Below are 26,669 nucleotides of genomic sequence, written 5' to 3' on the forward strand. Positions count from 1 at the left end.
CACGACGTGGGGGCGCCGCGAGATCTCGCGCCGAACCCCCGTAGATCGTCGCCCATCCTACGAGTCGAGACCTGAGAACGACGTGCGGATCGCCTGAGCCGCCTCAACGCGGCGACTGCGGCAGCGTGAGGCGCACGCTCGTTCCGCGCCCGAGTTGCGACCGCAGCGACACCTCGCCACCGTGACGATGCGCGACCACGCGCACGAGGGAGAGGCCGAGGCCCGTTCCGTCGACGCCCCGCGCATCCTGTGCCCGCCAGAGCTCCTCCCACACGAACGGGAGATCCTCGGCACGGATCCCCCACCCGGTGTCGGCGACCTCGATGACGACGGCGTCCGGCTCCTCCGTGCCGCGCACCTCGATGCGGGCGCCCTCGGCGGAGTACTTCGCGGCGTTCAGCAGCAGGTTGCGCACGGCGACCGCGAGCAGGTCGGGGTCTCCGGTCACGGTCGGCAGAGGCCAGGGAACGGTGGGCAGCACGGTCTCGACACTGCGACGTGTGCCGCGGGCGGCGAGTTCGTCGCGCAGCGCCGCCGCCTCTTCCTCCACGATGACCGTCAGGTCGACGCGGGAAGCCTCGATCGGTCGGGTCTCCAGCGAGGACAGGGCTCGCAGCTGCGTGACCACACCGCCGAGTCGCGCGGCCTGCGCCGAGGCGATCACCAGGTTCTCCGGCGGCGTCTGCTCACCCGCGGCGAGCGCCGAACGGATGGCGGTGACCGGGTTCTTGAGTTCGTGGTCGAGCCGGCGCAGGAACCGCCGGTGCGCATCGCGTTCGGCCACCGCGCCCTCGGCGCGTGCGGCGGCGAGGGCCGCCGAGCGTCGGCGCACGCGCACCGGCCGGACGATCAGCAGGAGCGCCAACACGATCGACACGAGCACGCCCGCCGCGACGATCACCGTGGCCAGCGGCATCCGCAGCACGATCGATCCGTTGCCGCCCGCGAGTGCGAGCACGACGGCGATGAGCACGGCGACGGCCAGCGGAGCGGCGACGAGCACCAGCGGCACGGGTTTCATGACGCACTCACCGGTGCGCAGAAGAGGTAGCCCGCGCCCGGCAGCGTCTCGATCCAGCGCGGCTGCTGGGCGTCATCGCCCAGCGCGCGACGCAGTTCCGCGATGCGGTGGTCGACGGCGCGTGTGGTGACGGCGAACTCGAATCCCCAAAGGGTCTCGAGCAGGTGCTCCCTCGTGTGCACCTCGTCCGGATGCGACATCAGGTACTCCAGCAGCGTGAGCGCCTTCGGCGTCAGCTCGAGCGTCTGCCCGTCTCGCTGCACCCGACGGGCCACGCGGTCCAACCGGAGCCCCGCGCTGACCAGTTGCGACGACGCCGTCAGGGGCTTGCCGCCCCCTGCCGTGCGGCGCAGGACGGCACGGATGCGGGCCACGAGCTCCGGCGGGTCGAAGGGCTTTCCGAGATAGTCGTCGGCACCCTCTTCCAACGCCGCCGTGCGCTCGAACGACGCATCCACCTTCGTCAGCATGATGACCGGCGTCCACGCATCCGCCCGGCGAAGGCTCCGCACGAGTTCGCGCCCGTCCATGCGGGGCATGAGCACGTCGGAGACGACGATGTGCGGCGCGAAGGCGGCGTGCGCGTCGAGGGCGCTCTGTCCGTCGGCTTCCACCCGCACGTCGAATCCGCTGCGTTCGAGGAAGGGAGCGAGGGTGGAGGTGATGGCCTCCTCGTCGTCCACGAGCAGCACGCGGGTGCGTGCCTCGTCGCTCATGAGGCGTTCACCGCCCAGATGCCGATGCCGAACGCCGCGAGGATGAGGACGGCGATCAAGGCGATCGTGAGGTAGCCGATCACCAGCCCCGCGATCGCGAAGCCGGCACCGCCCGCGTTGCTGCGGCGGATGCGGGCCAGCGCGACGTGCCCGAAGATCACCGCGAGCAGGTTGAACCCGAGCAGCGCGAGCACGAACGACGTGATCGCGAGCCCACCGGTGGGACGGGTGACGTAGACGTACTGCTGCGGGGGCTGGGACATGGTGGTCATCCTCCGGTCGTGGCGCGTGCCGAGTTGGCGACGCCGGTATCGGTCACGTCTGCGGCGCCGCTCTCCCACCGCACGTCGTTGCCGCTGCCGCCCAGCCGGACGACGTCGACGGATGCGGCCTGCACCTGGTTGGCGGCTCCGGTGATCTCGAGCGTGCCGATGGCCTCCGCGAGCACCACGGCACCGCTCGCCGTGACGGTCACGAGGGCGCACTCCCCCGTGATCGACACGGTCGCTCCCGCCTGCGAGACGAGGACCTCCCCCGAAGTGCACGAGGTCTGCGGCGCCACGTCGGCATAGCGCGCCCGCAGGTCGTCGGATGCAGGGAACGGAGTCCTCGAGGTGTTCGGTTCCTGCTCCTCCTCCTCCGGAGCCGATGCCGCCGGCGCCGGTGTCGACGACGGAGCGGGATCTGCTGCGGGGGCTTCGGGCGTCTCGTAGGCGACGGAGCATCCGGTCAGAAGGAGCGCGAGGGCGGCGAGCGTGGTCGGGAGCGTGTTCTTCATCTTCGTGTCCGTTCAGAAGGCCGGGATGAAGATCTCGACGCGGCGATTGAGCTGGCGTCCGGCCGGGTTGTCGGCGCCGTCGATCTCATTCGCGGCGACGGGCGCACTCTCGCCGTATCCGACCGCGCTGAGCGAGGCGGTGACACCGCGGTCCTTGAGAGCCGCGACCACGGAGGCGGCGCGGCGCTCGGACAGCTCCTGGTTGTACCCATCGGAGCCGACCGCGTCGGTGTGGCCGCCGATCTCGGCCGTCGGCACGTCGAGCTCCGTCATCGCGGCAGCCAGCTCATCGAGCACGCCCGCCGCATCCGTCCGGATCTCGGAGCGGTCGAAGTCGAAGAGCACGCCGTCGCGGAGCGTGATGGTCGTGCCGCAGGATGTGAGGGGAGCGAGCGTGCCGAGGGGCGGGAAGACGCCGACCGGCTTGACGGCGGGCAGGGCGTCGACCTCGACGGGCTTTCCGTTGACGGCGCCCGTGCCGTCGCCGTAGTTGCGGATGTCCAGGCCCGGCGCGACGTAGGAACCGGACCCGTCTCCGTAGTTGTGGATCTCGATGTCGGCGTCGCGGTACATCGCCGATCCGTCGCCGTAGTTCCAGTGCTCGACGCCGTTGCCGGTGCGCGAGGCGGAGCCGTCGCCGTAGACCCAGGTGGCACTGTCGGCCGTCGTCACCGATCCGGAGCCGTCGCCGTAGTTGTGGATCTCGATGCCGTCGGCGATGTAGGAGCCCGAGCCGTCGCCGTAGACGTTCGCCGTCACGCCGTTGACCGTGAAGCTGCCGGAGCCGTCGCCGTAGTTGTGCACCGTACCGTCGGGTCCGGTGAAGGTTCCCGACCCGTCGCCGTACAGCAGCACCGAGCCCTGGGCGGTCGCACGCTCGGTCACGTCGCCGCACGCGGCGGGGCGCACCTCGATGCCGGGCCGCGGCCCGATCTCGCGGTCCACCTGAATCGCGGAACCGCCGAGCGAGCTGTCGAGCAGCGACAGGTCGGGCATCGTGAACAGCGGAACCGGAGGAACCTCGCCGGGCGCGAAGCCCGCGACGGCGGGGACGACCGGCGCTGACGGCGAGCCCGGCGTCGTCCCAGCGACCGGGACGACGGGACGCGGGTCGGCGGCGCAGCCGGCGACCAGGACGCCCACGGTCGCGACGAGGGCCAGGATGCGGGGGACGGTGCTGCTCATGCAACGACCGTACCGAGCGGGCCCCGTCGCCCGGTGGCAGGGTCGTCGCACCTGTGTATCAATCCCGCGACACGGCCCGATCATCCCCGAGGATGACGCAGATGCTGCTCACGGCCGACGACCTCGCCGCCTCCGCCGACGAGGCTGGGAGACATGCACGCTCCCTCAGATTCTCACCCTGTTCTCGTCGCGCGCGGTCTCGTCAAGCGCTACGGCACGCTCACCGCCCTCGCGGGCGTCGATGTGACGATCGCCCCGGGCGAGGCGGTGGCCGTCATGGGCGCGTCGGGGTCGGGGAAGACGACCCTGCTCCACTGCCTCGCCGCGGTCATCGCCCCCGACGGCGGCTCCGTCCGCCTCGGTCAGGACGATCCGGTCGAGCTCGTCGGCATGGACGAGGCGGGGCGCTCCGCGATTCGTCGCAGCCGGCTCGGGTTCGTGTTCCAGGAGCACCTGCTGCTGCCCGAGCTCACCGCGCTGGAGAACACGGCCCTCCCCCTGCTGGTGCAGGGCGTGCCGCGGCGTGACGCAGAGCAGCACGCCGCCGGGTGGCTGCATGCCCTGGGACTCGCCGGCATGGAGGATCGTCGCATCGGCCAGCTCTCCGGCGGCCAGGCGCAGCGGGTGGCGATCGCCCGCGCGCAGGTGACGGGCGCAGCTCTCGTCTTCGCCAACGAGCCCACCGGCGCTCTCGACTCGGCCACGTCCGCCGAGGTGATGTCGGCGCTCCTGCACGCCACGGTCGGACAGGGGCGCAGCCTCGTCGTCGTCACCCACGACGCCGACGTGGCGGCGCGCTGCCATCGCGTCGTCCGGATGCGGGACGGCCGCATCCTCGATACCGCGCCGATGAGCGAGACGCAGCGATGAGCGCGGTCGCCACGCAGGGCGCGGTGCGACGCACGCTCACCCTGTCACGCTTGCTCGCCCGACCGTCGCGGCAGTCCCGCGCGGCCCTCGTGCTCCCGATCGTCGCCTTCGCGACCACGACGACGCTGCTGCTGATCGTCGCCGGCGGCACGCGCATGTTCCTCACCGACGACCGCGGCGGGGCGTTCACCGGGATGTACGGCATCCTCGCGGTGCTCGCCCTCGTCCTGCTCGCCGTTCCGCTGGCCACGCTCGGCGCCGCCGCCGCGCGTCTGTCGAGCCGGAGGCGCGACGACCGCCTGGCGACGCTGCGGCTGCTGGGCGCCACCTCCGGTGAGGTCGCGGCCATGACGGTGATCGAAGCCGCGGCGACGGCCGCCGTCGGCGCCGTCGCGGGCGCGATCGGCTACGTCGCCGTCCTGCCGCTCGTGGGCCTGCTGCCGTTCTTCGGCGGCCCGATCGGCGCCGGCGCGGCGTGGGCCGGATTCGACGTGCTCACCCTCGTGCTCGTGGGGGTCGTGGCGCTCGCGACCGTCAGCGCCACCCTCGGGCTGCGCCGCGTCGCGCTCACGCCACTCGGCGTGCGTCGGCGTTCGGATCCTGCACCTCGTCGTCGCGTCGCCGTGATCGTCGGTGTGATCGGCGCCGCCGCCGTCGCCGTCCTCGTCCTGAATCTCTCGAGCATCGGTCAGCTGGTCGGACCCGCCGTGTCGCTCGCCCTGCTGCTCGCACTGTTCGCCGGTTCCCTCGGCCTGCTGAACCTCGTCGGCACCCCGATCGTCGCCGCGCGCGGACGCGCGATGGCTCGCCGCGCCGGGGATGCGGCGCACCTGATCGCCGGACGGGAGCTCGCCGCACATGCCTCCGTCGCCTGGAGACGCGTCTCCGCGATCGCGATGGTCTCGTTCATCGCGGTGGTCGGAGGAGCCGGGATGAGCCTGGTCGCGCTCGCCGGTGGCGACACGGCCGACAGCGGGACGGTGTTCGCCGACATCCGCACGGGCGTGCTCGTGACGCTCGTCTCGGCCTTCCTGCTCCTGGCGTGCTCCGTCGGGGTGACGCAGGCCGCATCCGTGCTCGAGGACCGCGAGCTGATCGTGGGTCTCGACCGCCTCGGCGTGCCCGCGACCGACCTCGCCCGCGCCCGCCGCATCACCGTCCTGCTCCCCCTACGTTGGGCCGCGCTCGGCGGTGCGCTCGCGGGCATCGCGCTGAGCCTGCCGGTCATCGGCATCACCCTCGTCCTCGCGCCGACGTCGCTGCTGATCATCGGAGGAACCTTCGCCGTCGGCATCGCCCTCGTGCTCGGCTCACTCGCCTCGACCGAACCTCTCGTGCGGGCGATCCGGCGCGCGGCCGCGTAGTCGCTCTCAGGGGCGAGGGACGCCGTCCCACAGCTGCAGGAGATTCCGATACTGCACGTCTGCCGGTTGCCGGAGTTCCCCGACACTGCCCGCCTGCAGAACGTCGGCCGCGACGGGTGACCACGGAAGGTCGTCGCCGCACGCGAAGTCCAGCGTGATGCGGGCGATGCGCTCCTCGTTCGCAGCGGTGGCCGGAGAGACGTCGGGCATATGCCAGCCGAGCAGCGCGGCCGCGTCGTATGCGTGGCCGGCGACCCCGCCCTCGACCGCGCCGATCATCAGAAGGTGGGAAGCGCCGCCCGCCGTCGCATGGGCCACGGCGAGGCGCGCAGCCGGGAGACGGTAGATGTAGTCGGTCAGAGCCCTCTCTCGACCGACCGCGAGCGAGCCGCCCGCATGGGTCACGTAGGCCCGCGACATCTCGGTCGCCCGCGCCGCCGGTACCCCCCAGCTCTCGAGCTCGCCGACGAGGTCGCCGAACTCTGCCGGCGCAAACTCCGAGCCGCTCATGAGTCGGAAGAAGGCGATCTCGTCCTGCGTCGAGCTGACGAGGAGGGGCACGTGCGCCATGCGGCCGTCGGAGAACGCGGCGGCCGGATGCGCAGAGAGCACTCCGCGTTCCGACCCGGAGTCATCGACGACCCCGAGCGCGCGCGGGGACGGTCCGTTGCGCACTCCGATGTCGGTCGCCAGGATCTCGCTCTGGCGCGCGAGCAGGTGATCGACGGGCGCGGTCACAAGCGCGGTGGGATCGTCCTGCAGACCCATCGCGGCCAGAAAGTCGTCGGCCATCGAACGGGCACGATCGGCGGGGACGATGCGCGACGCACCGGCAGAGAAGATCCCCAGACGCGAGAACGTCCCGGCCGCCGCCGGCGCCGCAGCGAGCGCGGCCGCGAGGAACCCGCCGGCGCTCTCTCCGATCACGGCCACCCGCGCCGGGTCGCCGCCGAAGCGTCGGATGTGCTGTTGCACCCAGCCGAGCGCCACGATCACATCCTGAAGGCCGAGATTGGTCGCGTGCGCGAAGGGCCCGCCCAGGTGACTGAGCGACAGGAAGCCCAGGACACCGACGCGATAGTTGAGGGAGACGACCACCGCTCGGCCGGTCGCTGCCACCTCGCTCCCGCGGAACGGCCAGCTCGCTCCGGAGCCATGTTCGAACCCGCCGCCGTACAGGGTGACGTAGACCGGCAGATCGACGGCGCCATCGGGCGCCCAGACGTTGAGGAAGTGGCTGTCCTCCGCGGGCGCCGAACCGAGCTCGGGCATCTCCGGCGGCTCCTGCGCCGGTGAGGCTCCGAACGCGTCGAAGGATCCCGACTCGTCGAACTCGACCGGGAGCGGGGCGTCGAAACGCTCGGCACGCGCGAACCTGATCCCCAGCCACGCCCTGACGCTCTCGTATCCCTCGGGGCGCACCCATCCCGCGACCTGGGGCCGGGGCTCACTCACGCCGGCACACCCGCCGCATCCGTCTTGCTCGCCGCGGAGTCGATGGCGACGGCGTTCTTGCGCGACAGACGGGCGCCCGATCGCACGGCCACGAGCAGCAGCACGAAGGAGACGATGAAGATGGCGATGTTCATGGCGAAGGAGAGAGTGTACCCACCCGTGGCTCCGTACAGCAGGCCGTGGATGTAGGCGCCGCCGGCGTTCGCGAGAGATCCGACCATCAGGATGGGGCCGAGGATCTTGCTGTAGTCGAGCGCTCCGAAGACGTTGCGCACGAGCACCACGACCGCGACCAGGTTGATTGCCTGGCCCATACCGCCGGCGAAGCTGGCGACGGACAGCGGCAACTCGCCCGAGAAGAGCCACATTCCGCCCCATCCGAACAGCGCGATGAGCGTGAAGATCGCCAGGGCCGTGATCGGGCTGAGCCAGTCGATCGCCGCACCGATGGCGAACTTGCCGACCGATGCGCCGATGAGCAGGACCGAGAAGACGGATGCCGCGACCGTGAGCGGCAGACCGATCGTCGTCAAGTAGGTGGGCAGATGCTGAACGAGGGCCCCGGCGAACTGCAGCAGGATGCCGACCACGGCGAACAGGACGAAGGGCAGGCTCCGGAACGCCCGGCGCGCGGGCACACCGGTGAGCGTGACAGAGGTCGCGGCGTTCGCGCGCTCCGGGTCGTAGCCGTAGGGGCGCTGGTCGCCGGTGGGCCGCAGCTTCGTGACGAACAGCGTGAACGGCAGCAGCGCGACGAGCACGATGATCGCGGTCACGACATACGCCGTGCGCCACCCCTGCGCGGAGATGATGGAGCCGATGATCGGGCTGAAGACGGCGCCGCCGACGGCCGTCATCGCGCCGGCGATTCCCGTGACCAGGCCGAGGTGCTTCTCGAACCAGTTCCCCAGCAGGACGGGGATGGAGAGCACGATGGCGACCGCCTTCGTGACGCCGAGCACGAGGTTGGCGATGTACAGCGCCCACATGTCCGTCGCCGACGCCGACAGCAGGTACGCGCCTGCGGTGAGCACGACCATCACGGTGAGGAACAGCTTCAGGTTGATCTTCTCGAACAGCGGCGACGCGATGCCGAGCGCGATGGCGCCGGCGACCCCCGACACCGTGCTCATCAGCGAGACGTCGGCGAGGGGAACACCCAGGTCCTCGGTCAGCGGCCCCCAGTAGATGCTGGCGGTGTTCATCGTCAGACCGAAACCGACGAACGAGATGACGCAGGCGGCGGCGAACACCACCCACGCGAAGTGCCAACGGGTGCGCGTAGTCGGGTCAGCGCTGATCGAGTTCATCTTGTTTCCTCCGAACGGGGCAGTCGTCGCCCCGGTGTGCCGTGAAGCGTTCCTTGCTTCTCTGACGAGTGTACTCAGTGAGGACACTGCGTACAGTGTCCTCAGATCTATCGGGGTCAGTATGCTGACGACGTCGCCAAAGGAGACCCATGACGCCCGACGCCATCGCCGAACAGATCGGCCGCGCCATCCGAGAAGGCGAGTACGCCGAGGGAGCACCGCTCGTTCAGGAGGAACTCGGCCGCCGCTTCGGCGTCAGCCGCAACCCCATCCGCGAAGCGCTGCGACTCCTCGAGGCTCGGGGCCTAGTCGAGATCCGAGGCGGGGGCGGTGCGGTCGTGCGGACGCACTCCGAAGACGACATCATCGAGCTCTACACACTGCGCAAGGCCCTCGAGCCGACCATCGCCGAGGCCGTCGTGGACGGGGTGACCGGGCGCGCCATCGCCCAATTGACGACGCTGGTGGACCAGATGACGTCAGACATAGAGACCCGCGAGTGGATGGCGCTGAACTACGCGTTCCACGAGCAGTTGTACCTACTGGCCGACCGGCCGCGGACGGCGTCGATCCTCACTTCACTCCTCTCCGCCGTTCAGCCGTACTCACGGCGCAACATCGAGGACCTCGGCGGGCGCGCGCGTGCAGATGCGGAGCATCGCGAGATTCTCGACGCGCTTCGTCGTCGTGACCCTGCGGCTTTCGGCGCACTCCTCGTCGCCCACATGGAAGGCGCCGAGGAGCGGCTCGTGCCGCACACCGACCGGGCCTGATCACCGCGCCGGTACATCCGAGTGCCGACGCGATCCACGGGTTGTCGAAATCTTTCGATACGCCCGCATGCGTTCTGCTATGTTCCGTGGGAGCGCTCTCTGAGAGCGCTCCCAGAGCGAAGGAGCTTGAATGCGCGCGACGACGCGACACGTGAGACGCGACCTTGCCGTCTTGATGATCGGAGCGCTGGCGACCGCCGGCGCCGTGTCTCTGCCCACCGCCGCGAGCGCGGCACCCACGGACTACGTGCAGAACGGCACGTTCACGTCCGGACACGAACCGTGGTGGTCTGCCGGGGTGGATGCGTTCCGCACCGACGGCGGCGTGTTCTGCGCCGATGTGCCCGCCACCGCCAACCCCTGGGACGTGCTGATCGGGCAGAGCGACCTGCCGCTGACGGCGGGTGTCGACTACATCCTCAAAGCCGACGTGCGCGCAAGCGATCCCGCTACGCTCGTCACCCAGGTGGCCCCCAAGGTCGCCGACGCGTCGTTCAGCACCTACACGAGCCAGACCGCCTCGCTCACGGATGCGTGGCAGACGCTTAGCTACACCTTCACCGCCCGCGACTTCGGCCAGGGCACGATCTCCGATCTGCAGTTCCGCCTCGGCGCGAACAGCACCCCCACCACCTTCTGTCTCGACAACGTCTCTCTCCTCGAGGAGGACTCCGTGCCGCCCGTCGATCCGGATCCCGTGGACCCGGTCGTCGGCACGGACCAGCTGCTGCCGAACCCGACCTTCGACAGCGGCACGAGCCCGTGGTGGACGGCCGGCCCCGTGACGTTGTCGAGCCCCGACAGCAACCTGTGCGCCACCGTGACCGGCGCGACCGCCAATCTCTGGGACGTGCTCGTCGGACACAACGACATCCCTCTCCCGGGGGAGACGGCCTTCCGGCTCAGCTTCACCGCATCCGCCTCTGCACCGGTGACGGCCTCGACCAAGGTCGGCACCTACTCGGGCGCGTCGACGGAGGACTTCATCGAGCGCACGTTCGCCGTGGGCACGATGAAGCAGACGTACGAGTACACGTTCGAGACCACGCCCGCCGCCACGTTCCACCTCTCACAGGTGCAGTTCCGCGTGGGAGGCGTGCCGGAGGGCACCGTCATCTGCTTCGACGACGTGACCCTGACGGGCACGAAGTACACCTATCAGGCCGACACCGGCCCGGCGGTGAAGGTCAACCAGGTCGGTTACCTTCCGCGCGGGCCGAAGCACGCGACCGTCGTGACGGATGCGGCCGAGCCGCTCGTCTGGACACTCGAGGACGCGAGCGGCGCCACTGTCGCGACCGGCGCCACGACGCCCGCCGGGTTCGACGCGAGCGCCGGGGTCGATGTGCACAAGATCGACTTCTCCGACGTCACAGCCACCGGTGACGGGATGCGGCTGCGCGTCGGCGCCGAGCTGAGCCATCCGTTCCGCATCGCCGCCGACGTGTTCCAGTCGCTGCGCACCGACTCGCTGCGCTTCTTCTACACGAACCGATCCGGCATCGCGATCGACGGCGACATCGCGGGCGCCGAGTACGCGCGTCCCGCAGGACACCTGAACGAGGGCGCGAACCAGGGCGACAGCAACGTCGGCTGTCTCGAGCCGCAGACCTGGTCCGACGGCTGGACGTGCTCCGACCGTCACGACGTCACGGGCGGCTGGTACGACGCGGGAGACCACGGCAAGTACGTGGTCAACGGCGGCATCGCCGTCGCCCAGCTGCTGTCGGCGTACGAGCGCTCGCTTCCCGCCGGCACCGAGGCCGCCCTCGGCGACTCGACCCTGGCTGTACCGGAGCGCGGCAACGGCACCCCCGACATCCTCGACGAGTCGCGGTGGGAGCTGGAGTTCCTGCTCAAGATGCAGGTTCCCGCGGGCGATCCGCTGGCGGGGATGGCCTGGCACAAGGTCACCGATCGCGCGTGGACGGGCCTTCCGCTGATGCCGCACGAAGACCCGCAGGAGCGGCTGCTGCACCGCCCGTCGACGGCGGCCACGCTGAACCTCGCCGCCACGGCCGCGCAGGCGTCGCGCCTGTTCGAGCCGTACGACGCGGCCTTCGCATCCCGCCTGCGCGAGGCGGCCGAGACGGCGTACGACGCGGCTCTCGCACACCCTGACCTCCTCGCACCCGAGGAGGACGGCGTGGGCGGCGGCACGTACGCCGACGACACCGTCACCGACGAGTTCTACTGGGCGGCGGCGGAGCTCTACCTCACCACCGGCAGCGACCGCTACCGCGACGAGGTGGAGAACAACCCGCTGCACACCGCCGACATCTTCACGGCCGGCGGCTTCTACTGGGGCGACGTGGCGGCCCTCGGGCGCATGCAGCTCGCGCGCTTCGGCACGGACCTGCCAGACATCGACCGCATCCGTCAGTCGGTCGTGGATGCGGCCGAGAAGCTCATCGCCGATCAGAAGGCGCAGCCGTTCGGTCAGCCGTACGCCCCGAAGGAAGGCCTGTACGACTGGGGCTCGAACTCGGCCGTGCTGAACAACCAGGTCGTGCTGGCCACGGCGTTCGATCTGACGCAACGCCCGCGCTACGCGGACGCGGTCATCGAGGCGTACGACTACCTGTTCGGTCGCAACGTGCTGGGCCAGTCGTACGTGACCGGTTACGGCACGAACGACTCGCGCAACCAGCACAGCCGCTGGTACGCGCACGCGCTCGACCCGCAGCTGCCGCATCCGCCGATCGGCACGGTGGCCGGCGGACCGAACTCGTCGATCCAGGATCCGGTCGCGAGCGCCTGGCTCGCGGGGTGCGCACCGCAGGCCTGCTACGTCGACGACATCGGCGCGTGGTCGGTGAACGAGATCACGGTCAACTGGAACTCCGCGCTCGCGTGGGTGGCGTCCTTCGTCGCCGACCTCGGTGACGGCTTCGTCGCGGTGACCCCTGTCGCGGTCGACGACACCGCATCCGGAGCACCGGGCGAGCCGATCACCGTCGAACCGCTCGCCAACGACCGCGCCGGCGACGCCGACATCCCCTTGGATGCCGCGACCCTGACGCTGCTGGATGGCACCGGTGACGCTTCGGCCCGGGCGGCCGCGGCTCCCGTGACCTCGGTGACGATCACGGGCCAGGGTCGCTACGACCTCGACGGTGAGCGCATCGTGTTCACCCCCGAGGCCGACTTCGTCGGGACGGCGACCCCCGTCACGTACCGCGTGGCGGACACCCGAGGCACCGAGGTGACCGCGACGTTCACGCCCACGGTGCGGGCGGCCGCCGCATCCGATCCGTCGACCGCGGTGCCGGCCACGCCGGGACGCGGGTCCCTGCCGCAGACCGGCGTCGACACCTCACCCCTGTGGGCGATCGGGGCAGCCGCGCTCGCGTTGCTCGGCGCGGGAGCGTACCTCGTGCGACGTCGCCGCCGCGCGGCCTGAGCGCATGACGAAGCCCCGGCGGGATCACCCGTCGGGGCTTCGTCGCGCCGACTGCGGATGCAGCGCTCCCGCAGGCCCTCCCACACAGGGAGTTCCGACGGGGCATCGTCACACGCGGGCGTGCCGCACTACTGAACGCGGCGGCGGCGGGCGATCAGAACGAGCGTGCCGAGTCCAAGCAGCGTGATGGCCACGAAGACACTCACCCCCGCCTCGTTCCCCGTCGACGCAAGATGCGCGGGAAGGAGCGCGGCGGAATCTGCGGACGGCGTCGGCGTCGGCGTCGGCGTCGGCGTCGGCGTCGGCGTCGGCGTCGGCGTCGACTCGTGAACAACGGAGATCGACCGCGGTGAAGAGACACTGCTGGCGGTGGCTGTGCAATCCGCCGTACCGGTTACCCGCGCAGTCAACTCATGCCCCGCGTCCTCGTCCCGTACCCGGTAGGTCGGCCCTGTGGCGTCCGCGATGAGCACATCGTCGCGAAGCCACTGATAAGACCTGCGCTGAGGAGCGGGCTGCCAGCTCGTCGTCTCGGCAGCAAGCAGAGCACCGACCTCCGAATCACCCACGACCGTTACTGATGTGTCGGTGAACTGACCCAACGACACGGAGAGGGAGAGCGCCACCGTATCCGCGGTCGCGCCTGCCTTCGGAGACACGCCGTTCAGCGCCCGAACGATCAGCGAGATGTCTGCGGGCTGGAAGGCTGTGCCGCTGATCGCACCGGTCGATTCGTCGAACGCAAGACCGGCCGGCAGCACCCCATCGACGATCTCGAACTGAGAGACAGGAGGTGTCCCCGTCGCCACCAGCGGCGCGGTGGCGATCGGCTGGCAGACGAGTGCGCTCGTGCCCGTGGAGGTCGATGAGATCCGCGGCGCCCAGATCTGCGTCAGCGCGACGATGCCGCGGAACGGATCGATCGTATCTACACCGTTCTGGTCTCCGTAGAAGTAGCCCAGGGAGTACACGGTGGAGTCGGCGGCGACTGCGATGGCAATCGTGGACATCGGCTGCGCGGGAGCGTAGACGACGCCACGTTCCGCGATCCGCTTTCCCGGCGCCGCGAGATCGTCGAGAGAGCGCACCTCGATGTCACCAGCCTGGTTCGCCGAGTAGAGGAGCCCGTCTGCTCCGATCACCGCATAGTTCGCGGTGTCACCGATGTCGTATGACTCGACGGTTGCCCCGTCCACAGAGACGATACGCAGTTTGTCCCGGTCGCCCCACAGCAGTCTGCCATCGGGGGCGAGGTTCAGCTGAAATCCTGCCTGGCCCGGGTTGGCGAGCCCTGGTACCGCGGTCAGCGTCGTCGCACCGGTCGCGATGTCGAGGGTGACGATGTTCGTCTGCACCCCATCGGGCGAACTGAGCATCGCGAACCGGCCATCCGCGAGCCGCACCAGGCCATAGCCGCTGACGCCATCCGCGAGCGGGTAGCGTCCGATCTCAGAACCCGTCGCGGTGAGGTGCAAGAGCGCGGATGTCGCCCCATGCCCGACAACCCACACGGAACCGTCTGGGTCGGCCAAGAGACCTTGGGGATAGCCTCGATAGCTCTCTGGCCCATCGGGGAAGATCGCCATCGAGTCGAGCAGTTCTCCCGTCTGTGGGTCGTATCGGAGGATCGCCGCCGAACTGCCCGACGAGTAGTCCGCCATGACGTACATCGACCCGTCTGCACCGAACGCCGCGCTCGTACCGACACCGAAGGCGGGTTGCCCCTCGGCACCATCGCGATCTGTCGTCCAGTGGAGTGCGTACCGGTAGTCCCCGTCATCGCCGACCGGTTGAGGTGGCGACGCCCACGCCGCCGTTGGCCCCGCCAAGAGCGCGACCATCGCGACGATCGCCGCGGTCGTCCTCCGTCCGCCGCGTCGCGACCTCCGCTGTCGTATTCCCATCGCCTCCGCCTCTCCTGGCTCATTCGGAAGAGGCCGATGCTCTCCCTAGATGTAGGAGTCGGCGTCGGCGGGCATGTCACACCTCTTTATCGAGTTTCCTTGCAGGAGTTCCCCGTGACTTCTGGAGCATCCATCGCACGATGCCCGTGAAAAGAACACCCGGCCTCACTTCCGGGAGAGTGGAGTCGATTCTTCTCGAGAGCGCGCGGATTCGTGCGCGGCTTAGAGGTCACGCGTGACCTTCATCGCGGTGCGAGCGCGCCTCGCGGCGGGCGGTCGTTGGAACGGCGAAAGGCTCTGCGGCGCGAGTTGGCGTCAGCCCCAGAGACGGGCAGCGTCGTGGTCTGCGTGAACGAGTGCCCCGTCCGCCGAACGTGCCGCGTCCGGGGCTGAGCGGAGGGCATCTTTCAGCGATGGATCTGACCCTCGAGAGATGGGAGCCGGGTGCTGTTCGGTGGGCGCCGACGACTAGTGCGCGGCGTCGTATGCGTCGAGAACGGCTGCAGGAACGCGTCCGCGGGCGCTCACTTCGTGACCGTTCGCCGCCGCCCATTCGCGTACGGCTCCGAGGTCGCGCGTATCCTTCTTCGAGGTCCGGCCGCGGGTCGTCATGCGCGACGCGCTGCCGATGGAACGGCCCGCCTTGATGAACGGCGCGAGAGCTTCACGGAGCTTCTCAGCGTTCTTCTCGGAAAGGTCGATTTCGTACGAACGACCCTCCAGAGAGAAGTGAATCGTCTTTCCCTCCTCGAGAATTTCGCCGTCGAGGTCGTCAATGAGTCGGGTGAAATGCTGCTTGGCCATAGCCAGAGAGTATGACACATCCCGCTTTTGCGATTCCCCGACTTGCGAAGGGAATTCGCGTGGGTTCGGTTCTCCCCGACATCCCCATGACTCGCCCCGGCATGTCCGAAGACATGATTCCTTGGAAGGATCTGCCTCGTGGGACGTCCCAGTAAGTACCCGCGCGAGTTTCGTGAGCGCGCTGTCCGTATGGTCGCCGAGGTTCGGTCCGACTACTCGAGTGAGTACGCGGCGATGACCGCGGTCGCGCAGATGCTCGGCATCGGGTCGCCGGAGACGATCCGGACGTGGATCCGCCGCAATCAGGTCGATGCCCGCGAACGCCCCGGTATAAGGACCGAAGCATCGGAGGAGATCAAGCAGCTCAAGCGGGAGAACGCTGAGCTACGGCGGGCGAACGAGATCTTGAAGGCGGCTTCGGCTCTCTTCGCGGCCGAGCTCGACCGGCCACAGAAGCGATAGTCACGTTCATCGAGGACCACAAGGACCGCGCCGATGGCGGGTTGCGGTGGGGTGTCGAGTCGATCTGCGGTGTGCTGACCCAGCATGGCGTGAAGATCGCCCCATCGACCTACTACGACGCCCTCGGGCGCGGTCCGTCATTCCGTCAGGTGTCGGATGAGCGGTGGAAGCCGATCGAGGCAGTTCGAAGAGTGGTGCGCGAGGAACTGGACAGGAGCCAGGCCGACGCGATCTTCACTCTCTCGGAAGCGAAGAGGCGCTATCAGGGCGTGAAGAAGGAACAGGAGGCGCTGCTTAAGGCGCACTATGCGGGAGCTGTCCCGCTGGATCTCCTCAAGAGCGAGATGGACGGAACTACCCGAGAACTTGACGCGGCAACCGCGCAGATCCGTACGACAGAGCAAACCCTGGACCAGTTGGACGAACAGCTCGACCGAGCGCTGGAAGTAGCCCGTCTCTGCGGCGAGCAGTACAGCCGCGCCGTCCCCTCGGAGCGCAGGATGCTCAATCAAGGTCTATTCGTCAAGCTCTTCATCGGTCAAGACGGCACTGTCGTAGAGGTCGAGCTACAGGATCTCTTCGCGGGAATCCTGTCCAGAGACACCACCGTGAAGGTCGAGAACCCCGAACGAGCAGTCATCCCCGTGCCGACGCAAGTCGATGAGGATTCAGGCGCTCGAAGCGGCGCGGGGATCCTCGTCCCCGTGTCGGAGTGGGGAAGTCGCCCAGAACGCCGCTGGAGCCCATCTGCGGTCCTTCTGAGCGTCACCGACGCCGATGAGACGTCATACGCAAGAACCCCGCCCAGACTTTCATTTGGACGGGGTTCGAATAACGCACATGTGGCGGAGGGTGTGGGATTCTCCCCACCGCCCCCTCCACACGTCGCTTCGCGACGCGCGGAGCCTCCGGCGGCGTGGGCCCAACTCCGTTCGAACCCGCTCAGCTCGTCATAACGTTGAAAGCGAGCCCCTGCGGGGCCCGCTTTCAACGTTGCGGAGGGTGTGGGATTCGAACCCACGGGACATTGCTGCCCACCGGTTTTCAAGACCGGGTCCTTCGGCCGCTCGGACAACCCTCCCGACGCGCAGAATGCACGCGCCGAACGGGCCGAGTCTAGTCGACGCGGTGGCGGCTCAGAGGCGGCGCAGCACCTCGGCGACGCCGCCGTCGAGTACGGATGCGGTGACCTCGCCCGCCGCATCCTGCACTTCCTGCGACCCCTGCCCCATCGCGACCGCGCGTCCGCCGTGCTGCTTCGCCCACGCGAACATACCGACGTCGTTGCGTCCGTCACCCATGACGAGCACATTCTCGGGCGCCACGTCGAGCCAGTCGCGCACGAGCGCGAGCGCCGTGCCCTTGTCGACGCCCTTTGGGGCGATGTCGAGCCACGCCGTCCAACCCACGGCGTACGAGACCTGATTGAGCCCCACCCGATCGACGAGCTCGACGAAGTCGCTCTCATCATGCTCCGGAGAGACCACGACGACGCGGGTCACGGGCTGACGCGCGAGCTCCTCGAACGCCACCTTCGACGCACGGTCGAGGTTCCAGTCGTCCATGTAGTCGGTGTACTCGCGGCGTCCGTCGGGCAACTCGACGAGGTAGTGCGCGTCGGGCAGGTGCTCACGCAGCAGGTTCAGCACCTCGGCGGCATCGAACGTCTCGACGTGCGTGCGCTCGTAGACGAGTGCTGCGGGATCCGCCTCGCCCACTCGCGCCATGATCACGGCACCGTTCGAGCACACGGCGTAGTCGGGCGCGATCTGCAGCAGCTCCTGAATGCCGCGGGTCGCCTCCCAGCTGCGCCCCGTCGCGAGCATCACCTCGTGACCGGCGCGTCGCGCATCCGCCACGGCCTCGACGATGCCGGGGCTCGGCGACTCGTCCTCCAGCAACACCGTTCCGTCGATGTCGAGCACGATGAGCATGCGCGCCGCATCCGAGGTCGCGATCTCCTCCACCAGGGCGGCGGCCTCCGCCGGCGTCTCGATCTCGATCTCTCCGGTCTCCGGCAGCCGCGCCTCGCTCACGCGATCGACTCCAGAACCTCGAGGCCGCCGAGGAACGGACGCAGCACCTCCGGCACGGTGACCGAACCGTCGGCGCGCTGGTGCGTCTCGAGAAGAGCCACGATCCAGCGCGTGGTCGCGAGCGTACCGTTCAGCGTCGCGACCGGCTGCGTCTTGCCGTCTTCCGGGCGATACCGGATCGACAGACGCCGAGCCTGGTACGTCGTGCAGTTGCTCGTGCTGGTGAGCTCGCGATACGCATCCTGCGTGGGGACCCACGCCTCGATGTCGTACTTGCGGGCCGCGGACGAGCCGAGATCGCCCGCGGCGACGTCGATGACGCGGTAGGAGAGGCCGAGATCCTGCAGCATCCGCTCCTGCATCCCGACGAGACGCAGGTGCTCGGCCTCCGCCTCGGCCGGGTCGACGTAGACGAACATCTCCAGCTTGTTGAACTGGTGGACGCGGATGATGCCGCGGGTGTCCTTGCCGTACGAGCCCGCCTCGCTGCGGTAACAGGTGGACCAGCCCGCGTAGCGCTTGGGGCCGCGGCCGAGGTCGAGGATCTCGTCCATGTGGTAGCCGGCCAGAGGCACTTCGCTCGTTCCTACGAGATAAAGGTCCTCGTCGTCGAGGTGGTACACCTCTGCGGCGTGCTTGCCGAGGAATCCGGTGCCGCGCATGACCTCGGGGCGTACGAGCGTCGGCGGGATGATGGGTGTGAACCCGGCCTGCAGGGCACGATCGAGCGCGAGGTTCATCAGCGCGATCTCGAGACGCGCACCGACACCGGTGAGGAAGTAGAACCGGCTGCCGGAGACCTTGGTTCCCCGCTCCATGTCGATCGCGCCGAGCAGCTCGCCGATCTCGAGGTGGTCGCGCGGGGTGAAGTCGAACGACGGGATCTCGCCGTGCGTGCGCAGCGTCACGAAGTCGTCCTCGCCGCCGACCGGCACACCCTCGATGACGATGTTCTCGATCTTCGCCAGAGCGTCGGCGGCCGCCTCTTCGGCCTCGGTCACGGCGGCCTGCGCGGCCTTGACCTGTGCGCTCAGCTCCTTCGCCTCGGCGACGAGCGCAGCCTTCTCCTCCTTGGGAGCGGCGGCCACCCGCTTGCCGTGCGCATTCTGCGCGGCGCGCAGCTCTTCGAACGCCGTGATGGCCGAGCGTCGGTCACGATCTGCGGCGAGCGCCGCATCCACCGTCTCCGCGGACTCGCCGCGGGCTTCCTGCGAACGCTTGACGAGCTCGGGGTTATCGCGAAGGAGGGCCAGATCGATCACCCGTGAAGTCTAGACGTGGTGGGTGCGCCTCGGATTCCGCCCGCCGTGTGGGGCGACGCCACGAGCCACCGGCCGGCACGCGGCCCTACTCTGTGAGCATGACCTCGGATGCTGCCGCCGTTCGGCGCGCGGCGCTGGTCTACAACCCGGTGAAGGTCGACGCCCGCCGCTTGCGTGCCCAGGTCGTGCACGCCGCGAAGAGCGCGGGATGGGGCGCGCCCCTCTTCTTCGAGACGACCCCTGACGATCTCGGTCAGGGTCAGGCGCGTACAGCCCTCGCGCAGGGGGCGGATGCGGTGCTCGTCGCCGGCGGCGACGGCACGGTGCGCGCCGTCGCCGAGGCCCTCGCGCACACGGGCGTCCCTCTGACGATCGTGCCCAGCGGCACGGGGAACCTCCTCGCCCGCAACCTGCGGCTTCCGCTCGACGATCCCGACCGCGTGATCGCCACCGCCTTCGCCGGCGACACGGTGCTGATCGACGTCGGCTTCGCCGAGCTGCACCGGGCCGACGGAACGAGACAGACCCACGCCTACGTGGTGATGGGCGGCATCGGACTGGATGCGGCGATGATCGCCAACACCCGCCCGTCGCTGAAGAAGAGCGTCGGCTGGGTGGCCTACGTCGACGGAGCGGCGCGCTCGCTCGTGGGGGCGGCGCCATTTCGCATCGTCTACCAAGTGGGCGACCAGCGTCTGCACTCCGCCCGCGTGCAGAGCGTGCTCTACGCCAACTGCGGGTCGCTGCCGGCGGGGCTCTCCCTCATCCCGGAGGCCTCGGTGACCGACGGGACGATGGACGTCGTGCTGTTCCAGCCCAAGGCGTGGTGGGGCTGGTTGTTCGTCTGGCGCCGGGTCGCGTGGGACAACAGCGTGCTGCGCCGATTCCGCGCCGGCCGCCGCGTGCTGCAACTGCGCACCCGCGACAACGCCGTGCGCTACATGCGCGGTCGCACGATGGAGGTCGCCGCGGCCGAGCCGCATCCGGTTCAGCTCGACGGCGACGAGTTCGGTGAGGCGGTGCGGATCATGAGCCGCATCGACGCGGCGGCACTGCGGGTGACGGTGCCCGCGGGGCACGACCTCAGCCGACTCTGACTGTCAACCCTTCGGCCCCGATTCGCCCGCGTTCGCGAGGATGATCGGGTGAGCAGCCCCACCCTCGTCTGGTTCCGCGACGATCTGCGCCTGGCCGACAACCCGGCCCTGCGCGCGGCGATCGACCGCGACGAACCGGTCGTGGGCGTCTATCTGCTGGACGAGGAGTCGCCCGGCGTCCGCGCGCTCGGCGGCGCCGCCCGTTGGTGGCTGCACCACTCGCTCGCCTCCCTCGGCGAGCGCCTGCGCGAACGCGGCGGTTCCCTGGTGCTCCGCCGCGGCGCCGCCGCATCCGTCCTGCCCGAGCTGGTCTCGGATGCGGGCGCTGGCGCCGTCTTCTGGAACCGCCGCTACGGCGGCCCGGAACGCGAGATCGACGCCGGCCTCAAGCGGAGCCTTCGCGAGGGCGGCATCGAGGTGCGTTCGTTCCAGGCGTCGCTCCTGTTCGAACCGTGGACGGTGCGCACCGGCTCCGACACGCACTTCTCCGTGTTCACGCCGTTCTGGCGCGCGTGCCTGCATCTTCCGGCGCCGCGAGCGCCGCTGCCCGAACCGCGCGAGATCGCGGGGATGGGCAGGCTACCCGCATCCGATGCCCTCGACGACTGGGAGCTGCTGCCCACGCGCCCCGACTGGGCCGGGGGCCTCCGCGAGACGTGGGAGCCCGGCGAGCCCGGCGCCCGGGCACGCCTCAGGAACTTCCTGAAGGACGACCTTCCGGGCTACGGCACCGCGCGCGACGAGCCCGCCGCGGGCGTCACCTCCCAGCTGTCCCCGCGCCTGCGCTGGGGCGAGCTGAGCCCGTTCACCGTCTGGCATGACACGCTCGCGACCGGCGCGGATGCGGGACGCTTCCTCTCGGAGCTGGGCTGGCGCGAGTTCGCGTGGCACACCCTGTTCCACTTCCCCGATCTCGCACGGAAGAACCTGCGTCCGGCCTTCGACGCCTTTCCGTGGCCCCGTCTGCACCCGTCGCACCTCGAAGCGTGGCAACAGGGACGCACGGGCGTCCCCCTGGTGGACGCGGGGATGCGGGAGCTCTGGCACACCGGCATCATGCACAACCGCGTGAGGATGGTCACGGCCTCGTATCTGATCAAGAACCTCATGATCGACTGGCGCCACGGCGAGCAGTGGTTCTGGGACACCCTCGTCGACGCGGATGCGGCCTCCAACCCCTTCAACTGGCAGTGGGTGGCCGGCTCGGGCGCCGACGCAGCACCGTACTTCCGGATTTTCAACCCCCAGACACAAGCCGAGAAGTTCGACAAGGATGGACTGTACGTCTCGCAGTGGGCTCCGGATTCCGCATCCCTGGACCCTCTCGTCGACTTGGGGGCATCGCGCAAGCGCGCGCTGGACGCGTACGAGAACGTCAAATCTGCCGCGCGCTGAGCGCTCCTGGAAGGACATCGACATGCCCCGAACCGCCCGCCGACTCCTGCTGCCGCTCGTGGCCGCCGCCGCACTCGCGCTCGCCGGGTGTGCGGCTGCCGGCCCCGACGTCTCCCCCGTCGAGGTCGGAGACGCGCCGACGGAGGCGACCGCCCCCGGCACCACGTTGTCGGTCGGAGACACCGCCTGGGTCAAGGTTCCCGCCGCCAGCGGTGACACGGAGCTCGTGGGCGCGACGGTCCTCTCGATGGATCCTCTGGATCCCGAGAGCATCGACGGCTACATGGACAAGGCGGAGCTGAGCAGCCGGCATCCGTTCGCGATCGTGGTGCAGTACACGTGGACCCCGGTGAGCGAGTACGACAGCACGACCCGCAGCGTGCCCCTCATCCCGATCGAGGCGGACGGCTCGTTCGCGGGTTGGCTCGCGAACGACATGGGAAACGTCGGGATGGGCGACGCGGATGCATGCGGCCTGTCCCTTCCGGAGCCGAAGGACGGCACCGCCCTGGAATGCTGGGTGGCTCTGACGACCGGACCCGACCTGGGCGGAGTGGAGTTCAACGGCACCAGCCGCAACGACACCTTCCCCGACGAGGAGCACCCCTACGCGGGCCAGCCCGTCACCTGGAAGCCCTGACGCCGGTCCTTTCCCGGCGCGCCGCGGAATGCGGGGAGGCGCATCGGGGTTGCGCTCTGCGATGAGCATCACCGTTTCCGTCCTCGACCTCGTTCCCGTGCGCTCCGGCCAGACCAGCGCCCAGGCGGTCGCTGCATCCCTCGACCTCGCCGAGCGCGCCGATGAGCTGGGTGTCGGCCGCTACTGGTTCGCCGAGCACCACAACATGCCCGCGGTGGCATCGACCAGCCCGCCCGTGCTGATCGCGGCCGCCGCCGCACGGACGAAGCGGATGCGGGTGGGCTCGGGCGGCGTGATGCTCCCCAACCACTCGCCGCTCATCGTGGCCGAGCAGTTCGCCGCCCTCGAGGCGCTGGCCCCGGGTCGCATCGACCTCGGCATCGGCCGCGCCCCCGGCAGCGACCCGGTCATCACGCAGCTGCTGCGCCGCAGCGGCACCACGAGCGATGTGGAACAGTTCCCGCAGCACATCTCCGACATCCTGTCGCTCACGAGCGACGCCGGCGCCACGGTGCGCTTCACCTCCGGCGACACGTACAGCGTGCACGCGACGCCTGCCGCGACGACCCTCCCCGAGGTGTGGCTGCTCGGCTCGAGCGACTACTCCGCGCAGCTGGCCGCCGCATCCGGCCTGCCCTACGTCTTCGCGAACCACTTCGCCGGCGACGGACTCGAGCGCGCGCTGACGCTCTACCGCGACCAGTACCAGCCTTCCGAGGCCCACCCGAGCCCGCGCACCTTCGTCACGGCCAACGCGGTCGTGGCGCCCACGGAGGCCGAGGCGTGGGAGCGTGCGCTGCCGCAGGTGCGCATGATGTCCCGCATCCGCTCCGGACGCCCGCTCGTGCCGATGGAGACCGTCGAGCAGGCGCGGGATGCGGAAGCGCACGACAACCTCGCCGCGCACATCATCGACAACGCCCGACGCACGTGGTTCGTCGGCGCACCCGAGCAGGCCGCTGATGCCCTTCGCGCGTTCTCGGCGCGCTACGGCGTGGACGAGATCATGGTCTCCCCCGTCGCCGGCGCCTACGACGCGGAGCCCCTGGACGTCGCGGGCGGCCGCATCCAGACGCTGGAGCTGCTCACGCCCCTGCTCGCCGCCTGAGCCGCGCGGGTCAGACCTCGGGCTCGCCGCTCCCGTCTCGTGAGCCACCGCTCAGCCCCCCCCCCCCCCCCCCCGCGTTCGCCTGTCACAGATCGCCGCTCTCGGCGCGGATTGGGACAGGTGAGCATCCCATCACCCCGCTCGCCTGTCACAGATGGACCGTGGCGGCTCGATCTGTGACAGGTGAGCGCAGGAACGGGCGAGCACCGGGCAGGCGAACGTCCCGGAGGCGGGTCTCCCGGATGCGGGCGGGTCAGGCCTCGGGCTCGCCGCTGACGAGCGCGCGCAGCCAGTCCCGGGCCTCGACGAACACGTCGTCCGAGTACCGCTCGGGGTAGCGGTTGATCGCGCGGTCGGCGCGCGGGTAGGAGCCGAGGAAGATCACCTTCGGGCTGAAACGACGCAGCCCCATGAGGGCGTCGGCCACGCGCTCGTCGAGCACGTGCCCGTCGGCGTCGATCACGAAGCGGTAGCGCCCGAGCGCGTCGCCGATCGGACGGGATGCGAGCAGCGAGAGGTTGATCCCGCGGGTCGCGAACTGCTCCAGCATCTCCATGAGCGCGCCGGGGTACTCCTCCGGCAGCTCCACGATGAGCGAGGTCTTGTCGGCGCCGGTGGGCGCCGGCGGCGCCACGGTGCGCGCCACGAGCACGAAGCGGGTGACGGCGTCCTTCTTGTCGCCGACGCCTTCGGCGAGCAGATCGAGCTCGTGGTGCTCGAGGATCCCGGGCGGCGCGATGGCCGCATCCGCGTCGCTGGTTCCGTCGAGCAGACCGAGGGCCGCGGCGACGTTGCTGGATGCGGGCAGGTGCGCGTGCGCCGGCAGCTCACGGCTCAGCCACTGCAGGCACTGCGCGTAGGCGACGGGGTGAGCGGCGACGAGCGAGACATCCTCGAGACGCTGTCCGGGCCGGCCCACGAGCACGAAGCTGACCGGTACGAGGTACTCGCCGATGATGCGCAGCCCCGGCATCGTGGCCAGCGCGTCCTGCGCCGTGGACACACCGCCGTCGACCGAGTTCTCGATCGCGATCATCGCCGCATCCGATCGCCCCTCGACGACATCCGCGAGCGCCTCGCCCACATTGCGCACCGAACGCCAGATCTGACCACGCGCCTCGGGAACCTGCGCGAGGGCCGCTTCCGTAAAGGTGCCCGCCGGACCCAGATAGCTGTAGGTACGACGGGCGACGGGTGCGGTGCTCACGGGCACTCAGCCTAGACCGCACTCGGCGGCCTCCGGTGAACACCGGAAATGACGCCGCCGGGCGCGGAGAGTGACGGTGAACCGCTCAGCACGGCAGACTAGGGGCATGAGCCGTGCCGGACAGCCTGCTGAGCCTTCCGATCTGATCGACATCGACGAGCTGATCGCCGCCTACTACGACCTGAAGCCCGATGCGTCGGTGCCCGCACAGCGGGTCGTATTCGGCACGAGCGGACACCGCGGGTCGAGCCTGTCGACCAGCTTCAACGAGAACCACATCCTCGCCACCACCCAGGCGATCGTCGACTACCGGGCGGGCCAGGGCATCACCGGCCCGCTCTTCCTCGGTCGCGACACCCACGGCCTGTCACTCCCCGCAGAGCGCACCGCCATCGAGGTGCTCGTCGCCAACGGAGTGGACGTGCGCGTCGACGCCCGCGACTCGTGGGTTCCCACTCCCGCCCTCAGCCACGCGATCCTCACGTACAACCGCGATCGCACAGCCGACGACACGGGCCGTGCGGACGGCATCGTCGTGACCCCCTCGCACAACCCGCCGCGCGACGGCGGCTTCAAGTACAACCCGCCCCACGGCGGGCCCGCCGACACCGACGCGACCTCGTGGATCGCCGACCGCGCCAACGAGCTCATCTCGACGGATCTTGCGGGCGTGAAGCGCACCCCCTACGCCGACATCGACGGCGAGACCCTCGCGCAGTACGACTTCCGCGAGGCGTACGTGCGCGACCTCGACGCGATCATCGACATCGAGGCGATCAAGAGGGCCGGCATCCGCATCGGCGCCGACCCGCTGGGCGGCGCGTCCGTGGACTACTGGGCACTGATCGCCGAACACTATGGCCTCGACCTCACCGTCGTGAACCCCGACGTCGACCCGACGTGGAAGTTCATGACCCTCGACTGGGACGAGAAGATCCGCATGGATCCGTCCTCACCCAACGCCATGGCAGCGCTCGTCGCCCGCCGCGACGAGTACGACATCCTCACCGGAAACGACGCGGATGCGGATCGCCACGGCATCGTCACCCCCGATGCGGGCCTCATGAACCCGAACCACTATCTGGCGGTCGCGATCGACTACCTCTTCTCGCACCGGCCCGGATGGCCCGCCGACGCCGCCGTGGGAAAGACCCTCGTGTCGTCGATGATCATCGACCGCGTGGTCGAGGCCCTCGGACGCACGCTCTACGAGGTCCCGGTCGGCTTCAAGTGGTTCGTGCCCGGGCTCCTGGACGGATCGGTCGCCTTCGGCGGCGAGGAGTCCGCCGGCGCATCCTTCCTCCGTCAGGACGGCACCGTCTGGACAACGGACAAGGACGGCATCCTGCTGTGCCTGCTCGCCGCCGAGATCCTCGCGGTGACCGGCAAGACCCCCTCGCAGCGTTACGCGGAGCTCGAAGACACCTACGGCGCATCCGTCTACCAGCGCGTCGACGCCCCGGCGACCCCGGAGCAGAAGGCGGCGCTCGCGAAGCTGTCGCCGGATGCGGTCACCGCCACCGAGCTCGCGGGCGAGCCCATCACCGCCAAGCTGTCGCACGCGCCCGGCAACGGCGCGGCGATCGGCGGCCTCAAGGTCGTGACGGCGGACGCCTGGTTCGCCGCGCGTCCGTCCGGCACCGAGGACGTCTACAAGCTGTACGCGGAGTCGCTGCGCGGCGAGGCCCACCTGCACGACGTGCAGGACGAGGCCCGCGCCGTCGTGTCCGAGGCTCTCTCCGGCGCCTGATCCTCGGCCGGCGGCCCTTCCCGCATCCGGGGCCGGCCGCATCCGGGACCGCCGTTGCGGGCTCAGCCCCCCACTTTCCGCGAGACTGCATTTCCTCCACGAGATCACGGGTAAACACAGTGATCTCGT

At 69.7% G+C, this 26,669-nt stretch carries 21 protein-coding genes, 1 tRNA gene and 1 pseudogene; 10 read left to right on the top strand and 13 right to left on the bottom strand.

Going from position 1 to position 26,669, the window contains the following annotated elements; genetic code table 11:
* Positions 1 to 103: 103 nt before the first annotated feature.
* Genes LXM64_RS13760 through LXM64_RS13780 form a run of 5 tightly spaced genes read right to left on the bottom strand, consistent with a single transcriptional unit; the run spans position 104 to position 3,700 of the window.
* Positions 104 to 1,021 (bottom strand): sensor histidine kinase, encoded by a 918-nt coding sequence (locus LXM64_RS13760; protein ID WP_234073694.1) that lies wholly within the window; start codon positions 1,019 to 1,021, stop codon positions 104 to 106.
* The gene (locus LXM64_RS13765; RefSeq protein WP_234073695.1) at positions 1,018 to 1,737 is read right to left on the bottom strand and encodes a response regulator transcription factor; all 720 of its coding nucleotides are present in this window, start codon (positions 1,735 to 1,737) and stop codon (positions 1,018 to 1,020) included. Before LXM64_RS13765 ends, LXM64_RS13760 begins: the two co-directional genes overlap by 4 nt.
* Complete coding sequence (locus LXM64_RS13770) at positions 1,734 to 2,000, bottom strand: DUF4190 domain-containing protein (protein ID WP_234073696.1); 267 nt, start codon at positions 1,998 to 2,000, stop codon at positions 1,734 to 1,736. Before LXM64_RS13770 ends, LXM64_RS13765 begins: the two co-directional genes overlap by 4 nt.
* Before the next feature lie 5 nt (positions 2,001 to 2,005).
* Complete coding sequence (locus LXM64_RS13775) at positions 2,006 to 2,515, bottom strand: DUF3060 domain-containing protein (RefSeq protein ID WP_234073697.1); 510 nt, start codon at positions 2,513 to 2,515, stop codon at positions 2,006 to 2,008.
* A 12-nt stretch (positions 2,516 to 2,527) separates the two neighbouring features.
* Positions 2,528 to 3,700 (bottom strand): OmpA family protein, encoded by a 1,173-nt coding sequence (locus LXM64_RS13780; protein ID WP_234073698.1) that lies wholly within the window; start codon positions 3,698 to 3,700, stop codon positions 2,528 to 2,530.
* Between the two features lie 153 nt (positions 3,701 to 3,853).
* On the opposite strand from LXM64_RS13780, the gene LXM64_RS13785 reads away from it, so the two are divergent.
* The gene (locus LXM64_RS13785) at positions 3,854 to 4,570 is read left to right on the top strand and encodes an ABC transporter ATP-binding protein (protein WP_234073699.1); all 717 of its coding nucleotides are present in this window, start codon (positions 3,854 to 3,856) and stop codon (positions 4,568 to 4,570) included.
* A complete protein-coding gene (locus tag LXM64_RS13790) occupies positions 4,567 to 5,934 on the top strand; it encodes an FtsX-like permease family protein (RefSeq protein WP_234073700.1) in 1,368 nt (455 codons plus the stop codon). The genes LXM64_RS13785 and LXM64_RS13790 overlap by 4 nt, the downstream gene beginning before the upstream one ends.
* Before the next feature lie 6 nt (positions 5,935 to 5,940).
* On the opposite strand, the gene LXM64_RS13795 is transcribed toward LXM64_RS13790, so the two are convergent.
* The gene (locus tag LXM64_RS13795; protein WP_234073701.1) at positions 5,941 to 7,389 is read right to left on the bottom strand and encodes a carboxylesterase family protein; all 1,449 of its coding nucleotides are present in this window, start codon (positions 7,387 to 7,389) and stop codon (positions 5,941 to 5,943) included.
* Positions 7,386 to 8,699 (bottom strand): MFS transporter, encoded by a 1,314-nt coding sequence (locus LXM64_RS13800; protein ID WP_234073702.1) that lies wholly within the window; start codon positions 8,697 to 8,699, stop codon positions 7,386 to 7,388. The genes LXM64_RS13795 and LXM64_RS13800 overlap by 4 nt, the downstream gene beginning before the upstream one ends.
* Positions 8,700 to 8,848: 149 nt before the next feature.
* On the opposite strand from LXM64_RS13800, the gene LXM64_RS13805 reads away from it, so the two are divergent.
* Together LXM64_RS13805 and LXM64_RS13810 are read left to right on the top strand one after the other, a co-directional pair.
* Positions 8,849 to 9,472: a GntR family transcriptional regulator gene (locus tag LXM64_RS13805; protein WP_234073703.1), complete on the top strand. Its 624-nt coding sequence runs from the start codon at positions 8,849 to 8,851 to the stop codon at positions 9,470 to 9,472.
* A gap of 151 nt (positions 9,473 to 9,623) precedes the next feature.
* Entirely contained in the window at positions 9,624 to 12,875 is a 3,252-nt protein-coding gene (locus LXM64_RS13810) for a glycoside hydrolase family 9 protein (RefSeq protein ID WP_234073704.1), read from the top strand.
* 128 nt (positions 12,876 to 13,003) lie between these two features.
* On the opposite strand, the gene LXM64_RS13815 is transcribed toward LXM64_RS13810, so the two are convergent.
* Positions 13,004 to 14,536, bottom strand: coding sequence for an LPXTG cell wall anchor domain-containing protein (locus LXM64_RS13815; protein WP_234073705.1), 1,533 nt, complete (start codon positions 14,534 to 14,536; stop codon positions 13,004 to 13,006).
* Between the two features lie 711 nt (positions 14,537 to 15,247).
* Positions 15,248 to 15,583, bottom strand: a complete 336-nt coding sequence (locus LXM64_RS13820; RefSeq protein WP_234073706.1) for a histone-like nucleoid-structuring protein Lsr2 — start codon at positions 15,581 to 15,583, stop codon at positions 15,248 to 15,250.
* Between the two features lie 138 nt (positions 15,584 to 15,721).
* On the opposite strand from LXM64_RS13820, the pseudogene LXM64_RS13825 reads away from it, so the two are divergent.
* Positions 15,722 to 16,206 (top strand): annotated as a pseudogene (locus tag LXM64_RS13825) (transposase); the annotation flags it as partial.
* Between the two features lie 835 nt (positions 16,207 to 17,041).
* Here the strand turns inward: LXM64_RS13825 and LXM64_RS13830 are convergent.
* From LXM64_RS13830 to serS, 3 genes are all read right to left on the bottom strand, one after another.
* Positions 17,042 to 17,126, bottom strand: a tRNA-Ser gene (locus LXM64_RS13830).
* 55 nt (positions 17,127 to 17,181) lie between these two features.
* Entirely contained in the window at positions 17,182 to 18,081 is a 900-nt protein-coding gene (locus LXM64_RS13835; protein ID WP_234073707.1) for an HAD family hydrolase, read from the bottom strand.
* Positions 18,078 to 19,343 (bottom strand): serine--tRNA ligase, encoded by a 1,266-nt coding sequence (serS, locus tag LXM64_RS13840; protein ID WP_234073708.1) that lies wholly within the window; start codon positions 19,341 to 19,343, stop codon positions 18,078 to 18,080. Before serS ends, LXM64_RS13835 begins: the two co-directional genes overlap by 4 nt.
* 98 nt (positions 19,344 to 19,441) lie before the next feature.
* Between serS and LXM64_RS13845 the strand changes: the two genes are divergently transcribed.
* From LXM64_RS13845 to LXM64_RS13860, 4 genes are read left to right on the top strand one after another with little or no spacing between them, the layout of a single operon-like run.
* Positions 19,442 to 20,440 carry a diacylglycerol/lipid kinase family protein gene (locus LXM64_RS13845; protein WP_234073709.1) on the top strand — a complete coding sequence of 333 codons (999 nt, stop codon included), beginning with the start codon at positions 19,442 to 19,444 and terminating at the stop codon, positions 20,438 to 20,440.
* 48 nt (positions 20,441 to 20,488) lie between these two features.
* The gene (locus LXM64_RS13850; RefSeq protein ID WP_234073710.1) at positions 20,489 to 21,835 is read left to right on the top strand and encodes a cryptochrome/photolyase family protein; all 1,347 of its coding nucleotides are present in this window, start codon (positions 20,489 to 20,491) and stop codon (positions 21,833 to 21,835) included.
* A gap of 22 nt (positions 21,836 to 21,857) precedes the next feature.
* A complete protein-coding gene (locus LXM64_RS13855; RefSeq protein WP_234073711.1) occupies positions 21,858 to 22,475 on the top strand; it encodes a hypothetical protein in 618 nt (205 codons plus the stop codon).
* 28 nt (positions 22,476 to 22,503) lie between these two features.
* Positions 22,504 to 23,583, top strand: coding sequence for an LLM class flavin-dependent oxidoreductase (locus tag LXM64_RS13860; protein ID WP_419144841.1), 1,080 nt, complete (start codon positions 22,504 to 22,506; stop codon positions 23,581 to 23,583).
* Positions 23,584 to 23,836: 253 nt separating this feature from the next.
* On the opposite strand, the gene pheA is transcribed toward LXM64_RS13860, so the two are convergent.
* Positions 23,837 to 24,790 (bottom strand): prephenate dehydratase, encoded by a 954-nt coding sequence (pheA, locus tag LXM64_RS13865; protein WP_202876825.1) that lies wholly within the window; start codon positions 24,788 to 24,790, stop codon positions 23,837 to 23,839.
* Positions 24,791 to 24,896: 106 nt separating this feature from the next.
* Here pheA and pgm point away from each other — a divergent pair, with 106 nt between their 5' ends.
* Complete coding sequence (gene pgm / locus LXM64_RS13870; RefSeq protein WP_137418883.1) at positions 24,897 to 26,540, top strand: phosphoglucomutase (alpha-D-glucose-1,6-bisphosphate-dependent); 1,644 nt, start codon at positions 24,897 to 24,899, stop codon at positions 26,538 to 26,540.
* Positions 26,541 to 26,669: the final 129 nt, after the last annotated feature.

This window comes from Microbacterium binotii (assembly GCF_021398715.1).
Lineage (GTDB): Bacteria > Actinomycetota > Actinomycetes > Actinomycetales > Microbacteriaceae > Microbacterium > Microbacterium binotii_A.

Coding starts and splice junctions, on each gene's coding strand:
- pgm (WP_137418883.1), top strand. CDS start 24,897: ATGAGCCGTGCCGGACAGCCTGCTGAGCCTTCCGATCTGATCGACATC.
- LXM64_RS13820 (WP_234073706.1), bottom strand. CDS start 15,583: ATGGCCAAGCAGCATTTCACCCGACTCATTGACGACCTCGACGGCGAA.
- LXM64_RS13845 (WP_234073709.1), top strand. CDS start 19,442: ATGACCTCGGATGCTGCCGCCGTTCGGCGCGCGGCGCTGGTCTACAAC.
- LXM64_RS13775 (WP_234073697.1), bottom strand. CDS start 2,515: ATGAAGAACACGCTCCCGACCACGCTCGCCGCCCTCGCGCTCCTTCTG.
- LXM64_RS13815 (WP_234073705.1), bottom strand. CDS start 14,536: ATGGCGGACTACTCGTCGGGCAGTTCGGCGGCGATCCTCCGATACGAC.
- LXM64_RS13855 (WP_234073711.1), top strand. CDS start 21,858: ATGCCCCGAACCGCCCGCCGACTCCTGCTGCCGCTCGTGGCCGCCGCC.
- LXM64_RS13790 (WP_234073700.1), top strand. CDS start 4,567: ATGAGCGCGGTCGCCACGCAGGGCGCGGTGCGACGCACGCTCACCCTG.
- LXM64_RS13780 (WP_234073698.1), bottom strand. CDS start 3,700: ATGAGCAGCACCGTCCCCCGCATCCTGGCCCTCGTCGCGACCGTGGGC.
- LXM64_RS13760 (WP_234073694.1), bottom strand. CDS start 1,021: ATGAAACCCGTGCCGCTGGTGCTCGTCGCCGCTCCGCTGGCCGTCGCC.
- LXM64_RS13860 (WP_419144841.1), top strand. CDS start 22,504: ATGCGGGGAGGCGCATCGGGGTTGCGCTCTGCGATGAGCATCACCGTT.
- LXM64_RS13800 (WP_234073702.1), bottom strand. CDS start 8,699: ATGAACTCGATCAGCGCTGACCCGACTACGCGCACCCGTTGGCACTTC.
- LXM64_RS13770 (WP_234073696.1), bottom strand. CDS start 2,000: ATGTCCCAGCCCCCGCAGCAGTACGTCTACGTCACCCGTCCCACCGGT.
- LXM64_RS13785 (WP_234073699.1), top strand. CDS start 3,854: ATGCACGCTCCCTCAGATTCTCACCCTGTTCTCGTCGCGCGCGGTCTC.
- LXM64_RS13805 (WP_234073703.1), top strand. CDS start 8,849: ATGACGCCCGACGCCATCGCCGAACAGATCGGCCGCGCCATCCGAGAA.
- LXM64_RS13765 (WP_234073695.1), bottom strand. CDS start 1,737: ATGAGCGACGAGGCACGCACCCGCGTGCTGCTCGTGGACGACGAGGAG.